This window comes from Roseibium polysiphoniae (assembly GCF_014842925.1).
In the GTDB taxonomy this organism is placed as follows: Bacteria; Pseudomonadota; Alphaproteobacteria; order Rhizobiales; family Stappiaceae; genus Roseibium; species Roseibium polysiphoniae.
The window spans coordinates 194,678-212,836 of the sequence record NZ_JACYXJ010000003.1; the positions used below are offsets into that span (position 1 = coordinate 194,678).

Sequence of the window (18,159 nt, forward strand, 5' to 3'; positions counted from 1 at the left end):
CGCTCTTTTCGAGTGGCGCACTGCAACAAGGCAAGACGCAAAGCTGCAGGTGAGGGTTAGACCAGCACGTCCATTTTTTCCTGCGCGCCGACGCCGAACACACGCTTGTAGCGTGCGATTTCTTCGTCGGGACCCATGGCCTTGTTCGGGTTGTCGCTGAGTTTCACTGTGGGCTTGCCGTTGGCCGAATTGGCCTTGCAGACCAGCGAAAACGGAGCGAGCGAGTCTCCATCGGTGAGGCCGCGGAAGTCGTTGGTGAGCAGAGTGCCCCAGCCGAAGGACGTGCGAACGCGGCCGGCGAATTGCTGATGCAGCTCGATGATCTTGTCCGTATCCAGGCCATCCGAGAAGATGACCAGTTTCTGGGTCGGATCTTCACCCTTTGATAGCCACCAGTCGATCGCCGTTTCCGCGCCGGTTGCCGGGTCGCCGGAATCGATGCGAATGCCTGTCCATCCGGCCAGCCAGTCGGGCGCGCGGTCGAGAAAGCCCTTGGAGCCGTAGGTGTCGGGCAAAATGATGCGCAAGTTGCCGTCATGCTCGTCCTGCCAGTCGCGCAGAACATCATAAGGAGCCTGGGCGAGTTCGTCATCCGTGTTCGCCAGAGCGGAATAGACCATGGGAAGCTCATGGGCGTTGGTGCCCACGGCCTCCAGATCTCGCTGCATGGCGATGTGGCAGTTGGAGGTCCCGGGGAACTTGTCGCCGAGCCCTTCCATCATGGCCTGGACGCACCAGTCCTGCCACAGGTAGGAATGGCGGCGGCGGGTGCCGAAGTCGGCCACCTTGAGGCCTTCGAGAGGCTGCAGACGCTTGATCTTTTCCCAAAGCTTGGTCATCGCACGGGCATAAAGAACCTGCAGCTCGAACTTCTTCATGGAGTTGATCACGGCGCGTGAGCGCAGCTCCATCAGAATCGCAAGGGCCGGGATTTCCCAAAGCATGACCTCGGGCCAGGAGCCTTCAAAGCTGAGCTCGTACTGGCCATCATGCTTTTCCAGGTGATAGGCGGGAAGGCGCAGGTTCTCGAACCACTCCATGAAGTCGGAGCGGAACATCTGCCGTTTGCCGTAAAACATGTTGCCGCGCATCCACGTGCTTTCGCCGCGCGAAAGGGACAGGGAGCGGACATGATCGAGCTGCTCGCGCAACTCGCCCTCGTCAACCATTTCGGCGAGGCGAATATCCTTGGAGCGGTTGATCAGGGAAAAGGCGACCGTGGTGTCCGGCTTGTTGCGATACACCGATTGACACATGAGCAGCTTGTAGAAATCCGTGTCGATAAGCGAGCGGACGATCGGATCGATCTTCCATTTGTGATTGTAGACACGGGTTGCGATGTCGACCATGTGCTTGGTTTTTCTCCATTCGGGGCAGTCATAAAGCAGAAATACAGCCTCGATGACAAGCCCGGTTCGCGCGCCTCCGTCAGTTGATTGGCCGGCCGAGCGTAAGGCCGTCGATCTTCTCGATGATAGACGCTGTGTCCATGCCGAAATGGCGATAGAGGTCGCCGATGCTTCCGGTCTGGCCGAAATGCTCGACGCCAAGCGGGATTGTCTGATGACCAACGACACTGCCAAGCCAGGACAGGGTTGCGGGGTGGCCGTCGATGACGGTCACCAACTTGCAATGCGCGGGCAGGCCACCCATCAGTGTTTCGATGTGTGATCGTGCGGCTGTGTTGCCGCGGGACCGGGCGCGCTGGGCGGCGGTCCAGCCCGCGTTCAAACGGTCTGCCGAGGTCACGGCCAAAACGCCGACATCACGTCGGTTGCCCGCCAGAAGCCCAGCTGCCTTGATCGCTTCAGGGGCCACCGCGCCCTGATAGGCGATGACAACCTCGCAGTTGGGGCCTGGCTTGCGCAGCCAGTAAGCACCGTCAATCGCGCCCTGACGGAAAGCATCATCACCGCGTTTGCCCGGCTGCTCGATCGGATTGGTGGTCAGCCGCAGGTAGACCGACCCACCGGTCTCGTCGCGCAGCCAGGTACGCTCGTCCGGGTCGCCATCACCGTCGCGCTGAAGGTAATCAAAGGCCCATTCCATAATGACGGCCAGCTCGTCTGCAAAGGCCGGTTCGAAAGCGGCCAGACCGTCCTGGCTCATGCCGATCAGAGGTGTACCGATGGATTGATGCGCGCCGCCTTCCGGGGCGAGCGTCGTTCCCGATGGCGTGCCGACGATCATGAAGCGGGCGTCCTGATAACAGGCATAGTTCATGGCATCGAGGCCGCGGCAGACGAACGGGTCATAGACGGTTCCAATGGGGATCAGGCGTTTGCCGAACAGCGAATGGGAGAGGCCCGCCGCGCCCAGCAGCAGAAACAGGTTCATCTCCGCAATGCCAAGTTCGATATGCTGTCCGTCCGGCGTGAACTCCCATTTGGCCGTTGATGGGATCCGGTGTTCGATGAAGGCATCGCCCTGAACCGTGCGGGCAAAGAGCTTGCGCCGGTTGACCCAGGGCCCGAGGTTGGTGGTGCCGGTGACGTCCGGGGAGGTGGTCACAATACGCTCGGCAAGTTTGCTGTCGCCCTTGGACAGGTCGTCGAGGATCTTGCCGAAAGCCATTTGGGTCGACTGATCGCGGTCTGTGGCGAGTTCGATCGCCGGAACGGAAATCTTGTCATCCTGGTAGCGCCGGGTCCCTCTGGCGAAGAACGGCACCTGGTTCAGGAAGGTCGTGAAGCTCTCCGTGTCCTCCACAGTGGCGAAGGGTTCCCATTCCTCGCCGGTGGCGACGCCCATGTGGGTCTGCCATTCAGCCATCTGGGTCTTGTTCATCAGGCCGCCATGGTTGTCTTTGTGACCGGCAATCGGTGTGCCCCAGCCCTTGATCGTGTAGGCAAGGAAACAGGTCGGACGGTCGTGGTCGATGGCGGCAAAGGCTTCGGCCATGGTCTGGGTGCAATTGCCGCCGAGATTTTCCATCAGCTCGGCCAGTTCGCCGTCGCTGCGCCGGTCGATCAGTGCGGTGACATCGCCCTGGTCGCCAAGGTCGTTCATCAGTCGCTGTCGCCAGATCGCTCCGCCCATGAACGTCAGCGCCGAATACTCCTGGTTGGAGCAGTTGTCGATCCATTGCCGCAGCTTCTCACCGCCCGGCTCTTCAAATGCTGCCTGTTGCAGGGCGCCGAATTTGACGCGCACCACGTCCCAGCCGAAAGCATCGAAGATCTTCTCGACCCGGTCAAAGAGGCCTTCGCGCACAATGCCGTCGAGGGATTGCCGGTTGTAGTCGATGATCCACCAGCAGTTTCGAAGATCATTCTTCCAGCCTTCCTGAAGGGCTTCATAGACATTGCCCTCATCCAGCTCGGCATCACCGACAAGCGCGATCATGCGCCCCAGCGGAACGTCACCTGACCAGCTCTTCGCTGCGATGTAGTCCTGGACGAGCGATGCAAAGGACGTGATCGCGACACCCAGCCCAACCGAGCCGGTCGAAAAGTCGACGTCATCTATGTCCTTGGTGCGGGACGGGTAGGACTGAACACCGCCGTAACCGCGGAAATTTTCCATCTTCTCGCGGGTCTGATTGCCCATCAGATATTGCATCGCGTGGAAGATCGGCGAGGCATGCGGTTTGACGGCGACCCTGTCTTCCGGGCGCAGGGCTGAGAAGTAAAGTGCTGTCATGATCGAGACCATGGACGCAGAGCTTGCCTGATGTCCGCCTACCTTGATTCCGTCGGCCTTTGGGCGAATGTGATTGGCATGATGGATCATCCAGTGGGAGAGCCACAGGAGGCGTTGTTCGACAGTTTTCAGATGATCCATGAGGTTCCCCGCATTTGGTGTTCCGAGGATTCTAATCAAACGTTGGGGAAGATTTTCGGCTATATCACTCGCAAATACGCTTATGCGCGATATAATCCTCTTTATGGTGGCAAAAATTAGAGAATATCTGCAAAATGGATGAATTTGACGCTCGGATACTGCGTGCGCTGCAGGCAAATGCGCGCATGTCTCTCAATGAGCTGGCTTCTCTCGTTGGCTTGAGCCCCACCCCGGTTGGACGCCGGCTTCGCCACCTGGAAGAGGCGGGGATTATTGAGGGCTATTCAGCGGTTTTGAACGAGGCGGCCCTTGGTTTCGGTGTGTCTGTCTTCGTCTCCGTTCAGCTCGACAAACAGGTCGATGAGGCGCTGGAGATCTTCGAGAACGCCATCCAGTCTTTCCCTGAGGTGGTGGACTGCTGGCTGATGACGGGCAACCGGGATTATCTGCTGCGGATCGTCACCACGGATCTTTCGGCCTTCGAGCGCTTTCTGGTCGGAAAGATGACCAAGGTCGAAGGCGTGTCCTCCATCGAATCCTCGATCCCCTTGCGCCGGGTCAAGACTGGACTGTCCCGCTGCGTTTGAGCGGCGACGATCCTACTCGTCCAGCGGCAGTTCGCTGGGAACGCTTTCGGGAACACCGAAGGGGGGATTATCCAGTGAGCTTCCGGTCAGGGCATTCAGGAAGGCAACGAGCTCGCTGATGTCCCGGTCGGAGAGTTCGGTCGGCTGAATGTCCAGGTGACGCTTCTGCCGCGCCAGTTCGCGCTTGTCCTGCCAGATAACAAAGTCCGTGGCCGCCAGCCACGGTGCGGGCGGAAGCTTTGCGTCTTCGGGCTTCCAGGCGGCGAAACTTGCCACTGGATCGGCGTGGTGCCTTATGATGCCCTCAAGCGTCGCATAGGCGCCATTGTGGCCATATGGCTGGGTGATGGCGACATTGCGCAGCATGGGCGTGCGGAACCGGTAGGCATCTTCCAAGCGATCGCTCTCACCCATCAGACCGACATCCCTTGCGGTTGGGTCGAAGCGTCGTGTGCGGCCGGGCCCGAAGGGAGGCAGCGCGAGGGCGTGAAATTTCTGGTCGCTGAAGAGATTGCCTGAGTGACATGTCGAGCAACCCGCCTCGCCGTAAAAAAGCGACATGCCCTGTTGCGCGACGGGATCCAATGCATCCGTCTCGCCCGCCAGAAAACGGTCGAACGGGCTGTCGAAGGATTGCCACTCCAGCGCCATGAAGGCGGCCAGTGCGTTGGCGATCTCGACAATCGTGACCTGCTCCGGCTTGTCGATGTGATCGAAGGCTCTCACGAAAAGCGCGCCATACTCTGGGATCGTGCGCACGCGCTTGGCCAGGATCGGCCAGGCGGCATCGATCCGGTCATGAACGGCGCCGGCGATCTCGTTTTCTTTCGGATTTCCGGCCATCTCGAATTGCGCGACCAGGGGAAACAGGGCCTGCACGGCCAGAGGCGAGCCGAGACCATCGGGCAGCCACTCTTCAGCGGGCGAATTGAAGCCATTTCCGTAGCTGTTTTCCGCGCTCAGGCGGCCGTCGTGAAAAAGCACCTGAATGTCTCTTGCTCCGAGATTCCAGAGCGCCGGCGCGTTGCGTGGGATGCGTTTGCGAATACGGCTGCCGCCCGTGCCGGCGTGGCGGGCCGGTCCGAGACCAACACCGCCCTCTCCAATTCCGAGCGAGAGGCCGTCCGAGGTGCCGAATTCGGGATGATGACAGGTGCTGCAGCTGATATTTCTGTTGCCGGACAGGATCTTGTCGTAAAAAAGCAGCTGACCGACCGCCGCCTGATCCTGGTCGAAGGGGAGGAAGTCCTTTTGGGAAAGAGGCGGTGGTAGCTCGGTTGCGCCCGCCGGCTGAAAGGCCATCATGAAGACGCAGACTAGTGCTGCCATGAGCGATGGAGGAGAGAACCTTTGAAACACAAGACCCTTTTGGCGGCCGGATGGCTGATTTGCGTCGTGCTTTCTATTGGTCCAGCGCGCGCGGAAATCGAGGCAGCGCGCGACCTGATGGAAGAGGGGAACTTCGCCAAGGCGATGGAAGAATTGTGGCCGGCGGCACGGTCCGGCAATGCGGATGCCGAGGAGCTGATCGGCGTGATGTACGCCATGGGACTGGGGGTCGAGCGCGATGACCAGAGGGCGTTCGAGTGGTATCTGCGCAGCTCTCTGAAGGGGCACCCGGGCGCGCAATCGGGCATTGGCTGGTACTATGAGGTTGGCCGAGGTCTGCCGGCTCCGGACCTTGTGCGTGCCTACATGTGGTACACGCTGTCGGCGATCGGCGGTGATCCCGACGCTGCGATCTCTTTGGAAGAGGTGGTCAAGAAGATGACCCAGGAGGAGATCGATAAGGCGCATGTTCTCGTCAATGACTACAAGGTGTGGATGTATCCGTTCCGGTAAAGCCCGGCGCAGCTTTTCGCGATCAAGCTTCGCCGCTGCCGCGCTCCAAGGTCAACCTGGAACGTCGAGATCGAAGACCACAATGCCGTCAGCGCCGCCTTCGCAGAGATCACACAGACGGCCGCCAAGAGCTCTGTGGACCGGGTGGTTGGCGTAAGCCTCCAGTGCGGACACATCCTTAAAGCGGATGACAAAGCCCTCGTCATAGGCCTGTGATTTCCGTTCGAAGTCGAGGTTTGGTCCGAATTCGAAACCGAGCACGCCGTCCAATGTAACGCTGAAGTCCTGGAGTTCCTGAAAGACTTTGCTGCGCTCGGCAGGGGGGCTGTCAGCGCGAAAGTTGCAGAAAACACAGTGCAGGATCATCGCTTGCTCCAAGAGCGGGCTAAAAGGTCAGCGGTACGAGCAAAAAAGGGCGGGCATTGGCCCGCCCTTTTCGCTGGTATCGATCAGCTTCGAACGGATCAGTTCAGGTCGGCGTCGCGGTCTGCGTTGATTTCCGCTTCGGCCTCGGCAACTGCGTCTGTCAGAGCAGTGAAGACCTCGTCACCACGAGCGACATTGCCCTTGAACCAGTCATAGACCGGGCTTGCGGCTTCCTTGAAAGCAGCTTTTTGATCAGGGGTCGGAACGTAGAGATCGCCGCCACCGGCCACGAAGTCTTCATAGGCCTTGATCGACTTGCGCTTAGGCGAAGCGAAGGTTGCCTGCTGCAGGGCATAGAAGCCGTCGACGACAACGCGGCGCATCTCTTCCGGCATGGCGAGGAACTTCTCGTTCGACATCCACCACAGGGCGCCCATGTAGGCGTGTCCGTCGAGGGTGACATACTGAAGGCCTGCATCAGGGAACTTCATGCCCATGATGTCGGTGATGCCGTTCTTGGAGCCTTCAACAACGCCGGTCTGGAAAGAGGTGAAGAGTTCTGGCCACGGGATCGGGGTCGGGGAAGCGCCCAGGGCCTTGACCAGTTCCTGCGGCAGATCGGCGACGACCGTGCGGATCTTCAGGCCTTCCATGTCGGCAGGTTCAGCCACGCGGCGCTTGGTGTTGGCAAAGTTGCGCCAGCCGCCAGTGTTGCCGATGGTCATCAGGCGGATCAGGCCGTCGGAATCTTCCAGAGCCATGTCCCGGACCTTGCGGGTGAAGTCGCCGGACAGAACCTTTTCAGCAACGCGGTCGTCAGCCATCAGGTATGGCAGATCGAGGACCTGCACATAGGGGAATATGCCCGATGCGCCGCCCGAGGTGGAGATGTAGACATCGATCACGCCGCCTGCGACACCCTGAAGGCATTCGGCGCCGTTGGAGCACAGCTGGGTTCCGATGAACAGTTCCACCTCGATGGCGCCATTGGAGGCGGCTTCGACGTAGTTCTTGAAGACGACGAGGCCGTCGTAATCTTCATCATTTTCGTTGGAGTTGGCCGTGGCGCGGATGGTGTAATCCGCAGCAACAGCGCTGAGCGCCGAGCCTGCCAGCATGGCCGCGACCGTCAAGGTCTTCAGTGTCTGTTTGAGCATTTAAGTTCCTCCCTTTGTGCTCAGGTCAGTCAGTTGGCAAATCCGGTAAGACGCGGAATTGTCATTGAAATCGCAGGAATATAGGTGATCAGGAAGATCACGACCACTTCTACTGCGAGAAACGGCAAGATCGCCTTGGAGATGGTTTCGACCCTTTCGCCGGAGACGGATGCTGCGACGAACAGCACCAGCCCCATGGGGGGCGTTGCCAGACCGATGGTCAGGTTGACGCTCATGATGATGGCGAAGTGGATCGGATCGATGCCAAGGCTGACGAAGATCGGCCCAAGGATCGGGCCAAGAATGATGATCGCCGGACCGGCATCCAGGAACATGCCGACGACGAAGAGCAGCAAGTTGATCAGGAACAGCAGGATCAGCGGATTTTCCGACAGGCTGAGGATGAAGCTCGCCAGTTGTTCGGGTGCGTGGGACAGGCTGACCACCGTCTTGAAGGCCATGGCCGCACCGACAAGCAGCAGCACCACGGCGGAGGTCATGCCCGCGCGTGACAGTACATCCGGCAGGTCTGACAAGCGCAGGGTGCGCAGCACGAACAGCCCGATGACGAGTGCGTAGGCAACAGCGACGGCCGCTGCTTCTGTCGGTGTAAAGACACCGCCAAGGATGCCGCCGAGAATGATCACCGGGGTGAGCAGCGGGAAGAACGCCTTCAAACTGGCCTGGCCACGTTCCGACCAAGTGTGCTTTCTGGTCGCGACAGGAAAGTCATATTTGTCCGCGAGGACCTTGACCATCACCATCAGGCCGGCGCCGACCATGATGCCCGGTACGATGCCCGCGAGAAACAGCGCGGCAACGCTTTCGCCCATGACATAGGCATAGATGATCATAATGCCGGAGGGCGGGATGATCGGTCCGATGACCGAGCTTGCCGCCGTGATGGCGGCAGCAAAACGGCGGGTGTAGCCCTGCTTTTCCATGGCCGGGATCAACATGGAGCCGAGAGCTGATGTGTCGGCAACGGCAGAGCCTGAAAGGCCCGCGAACAGCATGGATGACAACACGTTCACATGGGCAAGGCCGCCGCGCAGATGGCCCATCAGCGCCTGGCTGAATTCAACCAGACGCATTGTAATGCCACCACGGTTCATCAGTTCGCCAGCCAGCATAAAGAACGGGATCGCCATTAGGGGGAAGCTGTCCATGCCATTGTAGACATTGCGATATAACAGCGTGATGTCGCGTTCCTGGCCATTCAGCCAAAGCAGCAGGCCCGGGGCCGCTAGCAGCCCGAAGAAGACGGGAAGTCCGACCGCAAGGAAGACAAGGAAAAGGGGCAGAAACCAAACGAGCATCATTCGGCTCCAGATGTGTTGGACGTCAGGATTGGCTTCAACCGGTCACGACCGCCGAAGAGCGCCACGAGCGTGCGCAAAATCAGTTCTATGTTGACGGAAATGAGGAGCACGATGCAGACGAGCATGGAGGCCATCATCCAGCTGCGCGGCACGCGCAGCCACTCGGACAAGTCGAGGCTGACCGGTACGAAGAGCGATGCAGTGGCAAAACGCCCACCAAATCCAGTGACCTCGCTCCAGCCGATCTTGACGGCGGTCAGGAGGACGGCGAGGCAGATCGTCAAAAGGAAGAGGTTGAGCAGTGTTCCAAGAGTTCTGGGCAGCAGGTTGCACAGCATGTCGATCGCAACGAAACCGCCACGTCTGAAAGCGGTTGGTGCCATCAGGCCCGTCATCCAGAGCATGCAGAACCTGGCGGCCTCATCCGGCCAGGGCAAGGCGTTGTTGAAAACGTAGCGAAAGACGACCTGAATCAGGATGGCTGCAACCATCGCGGCAACTGCGATTACACCAATGGCACGCCCGATTCCCAGGACTTTTTCATTGATCCACCCAAGTGGCGAAATGATCGCCAAGACTATGCCCATTGAGGGCCCTCCCACTTATTGGCCTGTCCTCCAACCGGCCTTTTATTTTAGATGCGCGCAAGCATTTTCTTACGCGCGTCCCGTTATTTGTCGTCTGCGGCCGGGTTCGCGGCGTGGCCAAGCTTGCCCGCGAAGAAAGTCAGGGCGTTGCCTTCGCGCATTTCGGCGCGAACGACCCGGCCGAGTACGATCAGATGGTCGCCACCTTCATAAGCTGCAACGCGGGCGCACTCGAAACGGGCGAGGCAATTCTCGATCAATGGAACGCCGCGTTCATTGATGGAATGCTCCAGGTTCTCAAAGGCATGGGCGTTTTTGGCGAAGCCCTGGCAGAGTTCGCCTTGCTCATGGCTGAGCACGTGAATGGCATAGTGTTCGGCCGCTTCGAAATAGCCGAAGCGGCGCGATCCCTTGTCTGGTGCCCAAAGCACAAGCGGCGGGTCCAGAGAGACCGACGAGAAGCTGTTGGCGGTGATGCCGACCGGCCCATCCTGCGAGGCTGTGGTGACCACGGTGACGCCGGTGGCAAAGCGGCCGAAGGCATCCCGAAGCAGACGGGTGTTTTCGGTGTCCGGGGCGAAGCTGACGGGATGGCTGCTGTTCTGCATGTTCATCAGGGCACCTCTGTTCCAAGGGCGGCTTCGTAAAGCCGATACCAGCTTTCACGGTCGAGTTTTACCTTGAGAGCGTCGGAAATGCGTCCGATCCGGTCCAGGTTGTTGGTTCCCATGACGGGGATCAAACGGGCCGGGTGGGCGAGCAGGAAGGCAACGGCAACGGCAGACCGGTCGACGCCAAATTCTGCGGCCAGTTCATCCATGACCGCACCAAGCGCACCTTCGTCCTTGATCAGGGTGCCGCCACCAAGCGGTGACCATGCCATGAGCTTGGTGCCGAGTTTTTGATGGAAGGCCAGATCGCCATTGGTGAAAGGGGAAATCTCGCCGAGGCTGATCTCGATCTGGTTGGTGACCAGTGGCGTGTTCATGGCGGACTGAAGCAAATCCCAGTCCCACGGACGGAAGTTGGAAACGCCGACGCTGCCGATCTTGCCGCTCTTGACCAATGCGTCGAGCGTTGCGCCGGTCTCATTATGGTCCATCAAGGGATCTGGGCGGTGGATCAGCAGCAGATCGATGTGCTCGATCCCCATGTCCTTGAGCGACATCTCGACGGACTTCTCGATGTGCGCGCGCGAGGTGTCGTAATGCTTCACCTTTGCCGAGGCATAGCGCCCCATCGGCGCGACAATGTCGCATTTGGTGATGATTTCCATCTTGCCGCGCAGGGAAGGATTGGCCTTAAGGGCTGTACCCAGAATGGCTTCGGCCTGATAACCGCCGTAGATGTCTGCCTGATCGAAGCTGGTGATGCCCTGATCGAGACAGCTTTGAATCTTGGCTTCAACATGCGCGGGAGAGGTGTCTGCATCGTCGCCGATGCGCCACATGCCATAGACAAGCCGGCTCAGTTCCAGCGCTGGTGAAAGGGGAATGCGGTCCATTAGCGGCGAACTCCGTTTCCGAGCGGTGTGGCCGGCGTTTGCGCGGGCACCCGTCCGTAGGCATGTGGCAGGGAGCAGGTCTTCATGTTCGGCAGCACGCGGGAGCCGAAATGTTCTGCTTCTTCAATGTGAGGGTAGCCGGAGAAGATGAAGGCCCGAATGCCCATCTTCTGGTAGGCTTCGATTTTCGACATGACCTGATCGGTCGATCCGACAAGGGCAGCACCGCAACCGGATCGGGCGCGGCCGACGCCTGTCCAAAGGTTCGGTTCGATGTAGCCATACTCATCGGCGATTTCCCGGTTCTTGGCCTGGTGGCTGACGCCGAGAGAGCTGGAATCGAGCGCACGTTCGCGGATGGCCCGGCCATAGTCGTCGTCCAGCTTGGAGACGATATAGTCGGCGTATTCCTGCGCTTCTTTTTCCGTGTCACGCACGATCATGTGCACGCGCAGGCCATAGTCGAGGGTGCGGTCATAGCGCTCGGCAACCGCGTTGACCGCTTTCATGCGACCTTCCAGTTCCTCGACCTTCTCTGGCCACATCAGATAGACGTCACAGTGCTCGCCACAAAGTTCCAGAGCGGCTGGCGAGTAGCCGCCGAAATAGAGCAGCGGGCCGCCTGTCTGATAGGGACGTACCGGATCGGTTGTCAGGCCGGAGAACTGGTAGACATCGCCCTGATGGTTGATTTCGTCCTGCGTCCAGGCCTGCTTGAGGATCTGTACGACCTCGCGTGAACGCTGATAGCGGTAGCTGCTCTCCGCCTTTTCTCCCGGAAAATCGGAGCTGATGATGTTGACCGTGAGCCGGCCCTTCAGCATGTGATCGAGTGTCGCGATGGTGCGCGCCAGCATGATCGGCTGCATCTCGCCGCAGCGTACGGCAGCGAGCATGTTGATGGTTTCCGTGATCGGCGCGCAACCGGCCACAAACGATAGTGTGTCTTGCCCGACCTGATAGGAGGACGGGCACAGAATGTTGCGGAAACCCTGTTTTTCGGCCGTCTTCACGATGTCGGAGCAGTGTTCCCAGGAAGAACGCAAGTGACCTTCCGGGACACCCAGGAACTGGTAGTCGTCCGAGCAGAGCGCGGCGAACCAGGATACCTCGGCTGCGTCCAGATCTGCTGATGTGATCGGCACGACTGTCATGCGTGAATTCCTCCCAAAAGGACTGTTGCTTTTTTTCTTGCGTAGCAGGAGCATTGATGTAAATCAATAGTGTATCAATTTCGAAAGCGACAGGTCGACGCAACCCATGGCGGGGGCTCCCCACAATCCCAATGCATTGCCGATCTATATCCAGATCAGCGAGCTTCTGATCCGCGACATCGCGGCAGGGCGGCTGATTGACGGTGAGCGTTTGCCGCCAGAACGGGATCTCGCGGCAGAACTGGGGACGTCTGTCGGCACCTTGCGCAAGGCACTGGCGGAGCTCACAAAAAAAGGTCTGCTTGAGCGGATTCAGGGTTCCGGAAACTACATTCGGCAGAAGGCGCAAACCGAAAGCGTCTACGGGATGTTCCGGCTGGAACTGCCCGAAGGCGGCGGACTTCCGCGCGCCGACGTTCTGGATGTGGCCTACCTCGAGAAGTCTGACGACTTGCCGGCATTCGGGACGTCACCATTTGCATCGCGGGTGCGTCGCCTGCGCTACTTGAATGACACGATTATTGCGGTGGAAGAGATCTGGCTCGATGGCTCTGCGGGTGAAATCCGCGCCGAGCAAATGTCCGATTCACTCTACCATTACTACCAAAAACAACTGGGTTTCTGGATTGCGCATGCGGAGGACAGGGTCGCCATCGGCAAAGTCCCTGACTGGGCTCCTGCTGCTTTCGAAAAGCCGGCTGGGACCATCACCGGCTTTATCGAGCGCTATAGCTGGGCAGAAGCGGCCGAGCCCATCGAGTTTTCCAGAACCTGGTTCGACACGGACAAGGCGCTCTACGTGCAGCGCCTGAAATGAGGAGTTGAGTATGTCCGGCACGATAAACTATGGCGTTATTGGCTGTGGGATGATGGGGCAGGAGCACCTGAGGAACATCGCACTGCTGGCGGATACGCGCGTTGCGGCGATCTTTGAGCCTGATGCTGAAATGGCCAAGCGCGCGACCGAGTTCGCGCCCGATGCGGTTCTCGCGCCCTCCGTCGAGGCGCTGCTTGAGGTTGAACAGCTGGACTGTCTTCTGATCGCCAGCCCGAACCATTGCCATGTGGCGCAGATGGAAGCGATCCGGGCGCAGCGCCCGCTGCCGCTCCTGGTCGAAAAACCGCTCTTCACCGACTCAGCCGACCTGGCGCAGATCGAGGCTTTCAAGGCGACCTATCCTGCCCCCGTCTGGGTGGCTATGGAGTATCGCTACATGCCGCCGGTCGCAGCTTTGTTGCAGCAGGCTGACGATGCAACAGGCGGCATTCGCATGCTGACGATCCGCGAGCACCGTTTTCCGTTCCTGGAAAAGGTCGGCAACTGGAACCGTTTCAACCGCTATACCGGCGGTACTTTCGTCGAAAAATGCTGCCATTTCTTCGACCTGATGCGGTTTGCACTGAAGTCGGAACCTGTGCGGATCATGGCATCGGCGGCCCAGTCCGTGAACCATCTGGGCGAGGCCTACGGCGGCGAAACGCCCGATATTCTCGACAATGGCTATGTGATCGTTGATTTCGAGAACGGCAGCCGGGCGATGCTGGAACTTTGCATGTTTGCAGAAGGATCTCGGTATCAGGAAGAGATTTCTGCCGTTGGCCCGACGGGCAAGATTGAGGCCCTGGTTCCAGGACCAGGTCGCTTCTGGCCGGAAAACCTCGGCGAACCTCCTGTGCCTCAGGTCATCGTCAGCCCTCGCGATCCAAAGGGGCCGCGCAGTCTGGAAATCCCGGTCGATCCGGCCCTTCTGGATGCGGGCGATCACAACGGCTCGACTTTCTACCAACACGAGGGCTTCCTGAGAGTGGTGCGCGGGGAGCAAGCCAGACCGGATGTGTCTCTCGATGACGGTCGCATGGCTGTGCTGATGGGCATCGCCGCCCAGGAATCTGCCCGTACAGGACAAGCGGTTATGCTTGCAAACAGCCCCAAGCAGTCAGCAGCCTGATATCTGATGGCGCTCGGGCGCTGAGACTTCTTCATCCGACTCCAGACAGGCCGCCGATTTCGGCGGTCTGTCTCTGATGTTCTGACACCTGCGGTTTTTTGCGCCTTGACCTTCCAGTAGATGGAAGCCCTATCTGTTTCCTGGAACGTGCTCACAGGAAATGGCCCAGGAAATGAAACGCGAAGACAACAGCGCCGAAACTGCATCCGATGCCGCATGTTGCGGTGGTCATGAGGGCCAGGCGCCCGGTTCAGGTGCGGTGGCCATTGATCCTGTTTGCGGCATGACGGTGAAACTGGGTGCGGGAAAGCCAAGCCTTGCCTACAAGGGCAAGGACTATCATTTCTGCAGTCAGAAATGTCACGACCGCTTCGACGCGGATCCCTATTTCTTCCTTTCTGGCAACAACAGGCGAAAGCCGCAGAAAGCGTCGGCCAACGCTCCGTTTACCTGTCCCATGGATCCGGAGATTGTTCAGGAAGGGCCGGGAACCTGTCCGATCTGCGGCATGGCGCTGGAGCCCATGAGCGGCGCGTCCGACGAGCCGAACCATGAGCTGATCGACTTTACGCGGCGCTTGTGGGTCAGTGCTCTGGCAGCGGTGCCGCTGCTTCTCCTGACCATGGGGCCGATGGTGGGGCTCCCGACCCGCGACCTCCTGGGTGAAACCACGTCGGTCATCATCGAGTTCTTGCTGGCGACACCGGTTGTTCTTTGGGCCGCTGCTCCGTTTTTCCAGCGGGGCTGGACGTCGCTGAAGACTCGGAACTTCAATATGTGGACGCTGATCATGCTCGGCGTCGGCGCAGGCTATCTCTACAGTACCGTTGCAACGTTTTTCCCCGGTCTGTTTCCGGACACCATTCGAAGCGATAGCGGCCATGTGCCGGTCTATTTCGAGGCGTCGGTGGTGATCGTTGCGCTGATATTCGTTGGTCAGGTGCTAGAGCTCAGGGCGCGTGAGAAGACGGGCGATGCGATCCGGGCTTTGATGGATCTTGCGCCCAAAACGGCGCGCCGGATTACGCCCGAAGGCGATGAATATGACGCGCCGCTTGAGAACATTCTTTCAGGCGACAAATTGCGTGTGCGCCCCGGAGAAAGCGTGCCGGTCGACGGTGAGGTGCTGGACGGGCGCTCATCGGTGGACGAGAGCCTGATCACCGGGGAGCCTGTACCCGTTGAGAAAGAGACCGGCGACACGGTCACGGGCGGCACGATCAACAAGAACGGTACGCTCATCATCAAGGCGGTCAAGGTCGGTGACGAGACGGTTCTGGCGCAGATTGTTGATATGGTTGCGGCCGCGCAGCGTTCTCGAGCTCCGATTCAAGGCCTGGCGGACCGGGTTGCGTCCTACTTCGTGCCGGCGGTGGTGGCCATTGCCGCGATTGCCTTTGCCCTGTGGTGGGCGGTCGGGCCCGAGCCAGCGTTTACCCATGCCGTTGTTGCCGCCGTCTCCGTGCTGGTCATCGCTTGTCCTTGTGCTCTTGGCCTTGCGACGCCCATGTCGATCATGACCGCGACCGGTCGCGGCGCGCAGGCCGGTGTCTTGATCAAGGAAGCGGCGGCGCTCGAACGTATGGCCAAGGTCGATACGCTCGTCGTCGACAAGACCGGAACCTTGACGGAGGGGCGGCCAGTTTTGAGCGATGTGGTCTCTCTCGGTGATGCGAATGAGACGGATCTGCTGACCATTGCGGCCAGTCTGGAGGCGGGGTCGGAACATCCGCTCGCTGAGGCAATTGTTGGCGGTGCCGAGGAACGCGGGATCAAGGCGGCGGCGATCGAGGATTTCGAGGCGATCACGGGCAAGGGTGTCATCGGTCGGCTGAAGGATGAGCCTGTCGCGCTGGGCAACGCCGCGTTGATGGCGGACCTTGGTGTCGATACTTCTGGCGCGGGAGACGCGCCGACCGAACTTTCCGATGCAGGCAAGACTGTCATGTTCCTGGCTCAGGCCGGGTCGCTCATTGGTTTTGTCGCTGTTGCCGACCGCATCAAGCCAAATGCTGCCGAAGCCATTCGGGCTTTGAAAGCTGAAGGCTTTCATGTGGTCATGGCCACCGGAGACACGGAACGCACCGCAAAAGCGGTGGCTGCCGAGATCGGTATCGATGAGGTGCGCGCAGGCGTTCTGCCTGAAGGCAAGCAGACGCTGGTCGACGAGCTTCACGCCGCAGGGCGTTCTGTGGCCATGGCTGGTGACGGGGTCAATGACGCACCGGCCCTCGCAGCAGCGGACGTTGGAATTGCGATGGGGACGGGCGCCGATGTGGCCGTGGAAAGCGCTGGTATCACCCTGCTTCACGGAGATCTGGACTGCATCTTCAAGGCGCGGCGCCTGGCGAAAGCAACGCTTGCGAACATCCGGCAGAATCTCTTCTTTGCCTTCATTTACAATTCACTTGGTGTTCCCATCGCAGCGGGTGTCCTGTTTCCGCTCACGGGCATGCTCTTGTCGCCGATGTTTGCTGCGGCGGCCATGAGCCTGTCATCGGTCTCGGTCATTGCCAATGCCCTGCGCATGCGCAGACTGAAGCTGTGAGAAGAACGCCATGAACATCAGCGCTGCTGCCCAGCTTGCCAGCCTTCCGCCCAAGACAATTCGCTACTATGAGGATATCGACCTGGTGCGCCCAGGCCGGTTGGACAACGGCTACCGGGATTATTCCGAGAGCGATGTCCATCGCCTGCGTTTTCTGCAGCGGTCGCGAAGCCTGGGCTTTACGATTGAGGAATGCAGGCTCTTGCTGTCGCTCTATGACGATGACCACCGGGCAAGCGCTGACGTCAAGGCGATTGCGAATGCCAAGATCCTGGAAGTCGACCGGAAAATTGCGGAGCTGCAAGGTCTAAAGACGACCTTGAGTGCGCTTGCACGCGATTGCCACGGGGATGATCGACCCGAATGTCCGATCATGGATGATCTTGCGGGGCATCATGAACAATAGGATCCCGATCGCCATCGCCGGTCTTATGCTTGCCACCGGCTTGGTCTGGCGGTTTCTGGCAGCGCAGCCGGAGGACGAGCCGGATTTTGGAACGCCACTGGTTGAGGTGCAGGTTCCGCAGCTCTTAGGCGAGGCTATGGAAGGCAAGGCCCTTTTCAACGACAACTGCGCTACCTGTCATGGCGCCAATGCCGCTGGCCGCGAAGGCGTGGCGCCGCCGCTTGTTCACCGCATTTATGAGCCTGGCCACCATGGCGACGAAGCATTTGTCCTTGCCGCCCTGAGAGGCGTTCGTGCGCATCATTGGCCTTTTGGCAACATGCCGCCGGTCGAAGGAATAACGCAGGAAGAGGTGGTCAAGATCACCGCCTATGTACGCGCGCTCCAGAAGGCAAACGGAATTTTCTGAGAGCATCAACAGGCGGCTGGTCATCGCATGATTGTCCGGGAGGAGAGAAAATGAGCTTGGCGAAATTGAGTGTCGTGACTGCCATCGTCTGCGGCTTCTGGTTGTTTTCGGCAGATGCACCAGTGGAGGCCCATGGCGGTGCAAAGGGCGTCGTGAAACAGCGCATGGACGGGATGGCGGAAATGGCGAAAGCCATGAAAACCGTCGGCGGGATGATCCGCGGCAAGACACCTTATGATGCCGCGGCGTTGGCGCGAGCGTCCCGCATGCTGGGCGGCCATGGTGGTTCGGCGCTGACGGATCTCTTTCCGGAGGGGAGCGTCGACGCTCCCAGCGAGGCCAAGCCCGAGATCTGGCAGGACTGGGCAGACTTCCAGGCTCTTGCAGACCAGCTTGAAGCCCGCGCTGCTCTCCTGGACGAAGTCTCCGGGAATGGTCTTGGGCCGTCAGCCGAAGCGGGAGTGCCGTCTGTTCGCGAGCTCTTTGGCATGGTTGGCAAGACCTGTTCCTCCTGTCATGAAAAGTATCGGCTGAAAAAGGACTGA

General features: G+C 59.6%; 18 protein-coding genes. 8 read left to right on the forward strand and 10 right to left on the reverse strand.

Annotated elements, in window-relative coordinates; all coding sequences use genetic code 11:
• Positions 1-56 precede the first annotated feature (56 nt).
• Both pncB and IG617_RS07915 read right to left on the reverse strand, forming a co-directional pair.
• Complete coding sequence (pncB, locus tag IG617_RS07910) at positions 57-1,349, reverse strand: nicotinate phosphoribosyltransferase (RefSeq protein ID WP_192108698.1); 1,293 nt, start codon at positions 1,347-1,349, stop codon at positions 57-59.
• A 79-nt stretch (positions 1,350-1,428) separates the two neighbouring features.
• Positions 1,429-3,783, reverse strand: coding sequence for a transketolase-like TK C-terminal-containing protein (locus tag IG617_RS07915; RefSeq protein WP_192108699.1), 2,355 nt, complete (start codon positions 3,781-3,783; stop codon positions 1,429-1,431).
• A 134-nt stretch (positions 3,784-3,917) separates the two neighbouring features.
• Between IG617_RS07915 and IG617_RS07920 the strand changes: the two genes are divergently transcribed.
• Positions 3,918-4,370, forward strand: a complete 453-nt coding sequence (locus tag IG617_RS07920; protein ID WP_153768191.1) for an Lrp/AsnC family transcriptional regulator — start codon at positions 3,918-3,920, stop codon at positions 4,368-4,370.
• Between the two features lie 12 nt (positions 4,371-4,382).
• Here IG617_RS07920 and IG617_RS07925 read toward each other — a convergent pair whose 3' ends face one another.
• The gene (locus tag IG617_RS07925) at positions 4,383-5,699 is read right to left on the reverse strand and encodes a cytochrome-c peroxidase (protein ID WP_209008353.1); all 1,317 of its coding nucleotides are present in this window, start codon (positions 5,697-5,699) and stop codon (positions 4,383-4,385) included.
• A gap of 21 nt (positions 5,700-5,720) precedes the next feature.
• On the opposite strand from IG617_RS07925, the gene IG617_RS07930 reads away from it, so the two are divergent.
• Entirely contained in the window at positions 5,721-6,212 is a 492-nt protein-coding gene (locus IG617_RS07930) for a tetratricopeptide repeat protein (RefSeq protein ID WP_254170485.1), read from the forward strand.
• A gap of 51 nt (positions 6,213-6,263) precedes the next feature.
• On the opposite strand, the gene IG617_RS07935 is transcribed toward IG617_RS07930, so the two are convergent.
• The 7 genes from IG617_RS07935 to IG617_RS07965 all read right to left on the reverse strand — a co-directional run bounded on the left by IG617_RS07935 (position 6,264) and on the right by IG617_RS07965 (position 12,302).
• Positions 6,264-6,578, reverse strand: a complete 315-nt coding sequence (locus IG617_RS07935; RefSeq protein WP_192108700.1) for a Dabb family protein — start codon at positions 6,576-6,578, stop codon at positions 6,264-6,266.
• A gap of 98 nt (positions 6,579-6,676) precedes the next feature.
• Positions 6,677-7,735, reverse strand: coding sequence for a TRAP transporter substrate-binding protein (locus IG617_RS07940; RefSeq protein ID WP_192108701.1), 1,059 nt, complete (start codon positions 7,733-7,735; stop codon positions 6,677-6,679).
• 29 nt (positions 7,736-7,764) lie between these two features.
• Entirely contained in the window at positions 7,765-9,054 is a 1,290-nt protein-coding gene (locus IG617_RS07945; protein WP_192108702.1) for a TRAP transporter large permease, read from the reverse strand.
• Positions 9,054-9,644 (reverse strand): TRAP transporter small permease, encoded by a 591-nt coding sequence (locus IG617_RS07950; RefSeq protein WP_192108703.1) that lies wholly within the window; start codon positions 9,642-9,644, stop codon positions 9,054-9,056. Before IG617_RS07950 ends, IG617_RS07945 begins: the two co-directional genes overlap by 1 nt.
• 83 nt (positions 9,645-9,727) lie before the next feature.
• Entirely contained in the window at positions 9,728-10,258 is a 531-nt protein-coding gene (locus IG617_RS07955; protein WP_192108704.1) for a flavin reductase family protein, read from the reverse strand.
• The gene (locus IG617_RS07960) at positions 10,258-11,148 is read right to left on the reverse strand and encodes an aldo/keto reductase (protein ID WP_192108705.1); all 891 of its coding nucleotides are present in this window, start codon (positions 11,146-11,148) and stop codon (positions 10,258-10,260) included. Before IG617_RS07960 ends, IG617_RS07955 begins: the two co-directional genes overlap by 1 nt.
• Positions 11,148-12,302, reverse strand: coding sequence for an LLM class flavin-dependent oxidoreductase (locus tag IG617_RS07965; protein WP_192108706.1), 1,155 nt, complete (start codon positions 12,300-12,302; stop codon positions 11,148-11,150). The genes IG617_RS07960 and IG617_RS07965 overlap by 1 nt, the downstream gene beginning before the upstream one ends.
• 106 nt (positions 12,303-12,408) lie before the next feature.
• Here IG617_RS07965 and IG617_RS07970 point away from each other — a divergent pair, with 106 nt between their 5' ends.
• From IG617_RS07970 to IG617_RS07995, 6 genes are all read left to right on the forward strand, one after another.
• Complete coding sequence (locus tag IG617_RS07970) at positions 12,409-13,119, forward strand: GntR family transcriptional regulator (RefSeq protein ID WP_192108707.1); 711 nt, start codon at positions 12,409-12,411, stop codon at positions 13,117-13,119.
• 10 nt (positions 13,120-13,129) lie between these two features.
• Positions 13,130-14,251: a Gfo/Idh/MocA family protein gene (locus tag IG617_RS07975; RefSeq protein ID WP_192108708.1), complete on the forward strand. Its 1,122-nt coding sequence runs from the start codon at positions 13,130-13,132 to the stop codon at positions 14,249-14,251.
• A 172-nt stretch (positions 14,252-14,423) separates the two neighbouring features.
• On the forward strand, positions 14,424-16,799 hold the full coding sequence (locus IG617_RS07980) for a heavy metal translocating P-type ATPase (protein WP_192108709.1): 2,376 nt from the start codon (positions 14,424-14,426) through the stop codon (positions 16,797-16,799).
• A gap of 10 nt (positions 16,800-16,809) precedes the next feature.
• Positions 16,810-17,205 carry a Cu(I)-responsive transcriptional regulator gene (cueR, locus tag IG617_RS07985; RefSeq protein WP_192108710.1) on the forward strand — a complete coding sequence of 132 codons (396 nt, stop codon included), beginning with the start codon at positions 16,810-16,812 and terminating at the stop codon, positions 17,203-17,205.
• Positions 17,195-17,614 (forward strand): c-type cytochrome, encoded by a 420-nt coding sequence (locus IG617_RS07990; protein WP_192108711.1) that lies wholly within the window; start codon positions 17,195-17,197, stop codon positions 17,612-17,614. Before cueR ends, IG617_RS07990 begins: the two co-directional genes overlap by 11 nt.
• A gap of 50 nt (positions 17,615-17,664) precedes the next feature.
• A complete protein-coding gene (locus IG617_RS07995) occupies positions 17,665-18,159 on the forward strand; it encodes a c-type cytochrome (RefSeq protein WP_192108712.1) in 495 nt (164 codons plus the stop codon).

Coding starts and splice junctions, on each gene's coding strand:
- IG617_RS07990 (WP_192108711.1), top strand. CDS start 17,195: ATGAACAATAGGATCCCGATCGCCATCGCCGGTCTTATGCTTGCCACC.
- IG617_RS07965 (WP_192108706.1), bottom strand. CDS start 12,302: ATGACAGTCGTGCCGATCACATCAGCAGATCTGGACGCAGCCGAGGTA.
- IG617_RS07975 (WP_192108708.1), top strand. CDS start 13,130: ATGTCCGGCACGATAAACTATGGCGTTATTGGCTGTGGGATGATGGGG.
- IG617_RS07950 (WP_192108703.1), bottom strand. CDS start 9,644: ATGGGCATAGTCTTGGCGATCATTTCGCCACTTGGGTGGATCAATGAA.
- IG617_RS07915 (WP_192108699.1), bottom strand. CDS start 3,783: ATGGATCATCTGAAAACTGTCGAACAACGCCTCCTGTGGCTCTCCCAC.
- IG617_RS07925 (WP_209008353.1), bottom strand. CDS start 5,699: ATGGCAGCACTAGTCTGCGTCTTCATGATGGCCTTTCAGCCGGCGGGC.
- IG617_RS07955 (WP_192108704.1), bottom strand. CDS start 10,258: ATGAACATGCAGAACAGCAGCCATCCCGTCAGCTTCGCCCCGGACACC.
- IG617_RS07960 (WP_192108705.1), bottom strand. CDS start 11,148: ATGGACCGCATTCCCCTTTCACCAGCGCTGGAACTGAGCCGGCTTGTC.
- IG617_RS07945 (WP_192108702.1), bottom strand. CDS start 9,054: ATGCTCGTTTGGTTTCTGCCCCTTTTCCTTGTCTTCCTTGCGGTCGGA.
- IG617_RS07970 (WP_192108707.1), top strand. CDS start 12,409: ATGGCGGGGGCTCCCCACAATCCCAATGCATTGCCGATCTATATCCAG.
- cueR (WP_192108710.1), top strand. CDS start 16,810: ATGAACATCAGCGCTGCTGCCCAGCTTGCCAGCCTTCCGCCCAAGACA.
- IG617_RS07935 (WP_192108700.1), bottom strand. CDS start 6,578: ATGATCCTGCACTGTGTTTTCTGCAACTTTCGCGCTGACAGCCCCCCT.
- IG617_RS07980 (WP_192108709.1), top strand. CDS start 14,424: ATGAAACGCGAAGACAACAGCGCCGAAACTGCATCCGATGCCGCATGT.
- IG617_RS07920 (WP_153768191.1), top strand. CDS start 3,918: ATGGATGAATTTGACGCTCGGATACTGCGTGCGCTGCAGGCAAATGCG.
- IG617_RS07995 (WP_192108712.1), top strand. CDS start 17,665: ATGAGCTTGGCGAAATTGAGTGTCGTGACTGCCATCGTCTGCGGCTTC.
- IG617_RS07940 (WP_192108701.1), bottom strand. CDS start 7,735: ATGCTCAAACAGACACTGAAGACCTTGACGGTCGCGGCCATGCTGGCA.
- pncB (WP_192108698.1), bottom strand. CDS start 1,349: ATGGTCGACATCGCAACCCGTGTCTACAATCACAAATGGAAGATCGAT.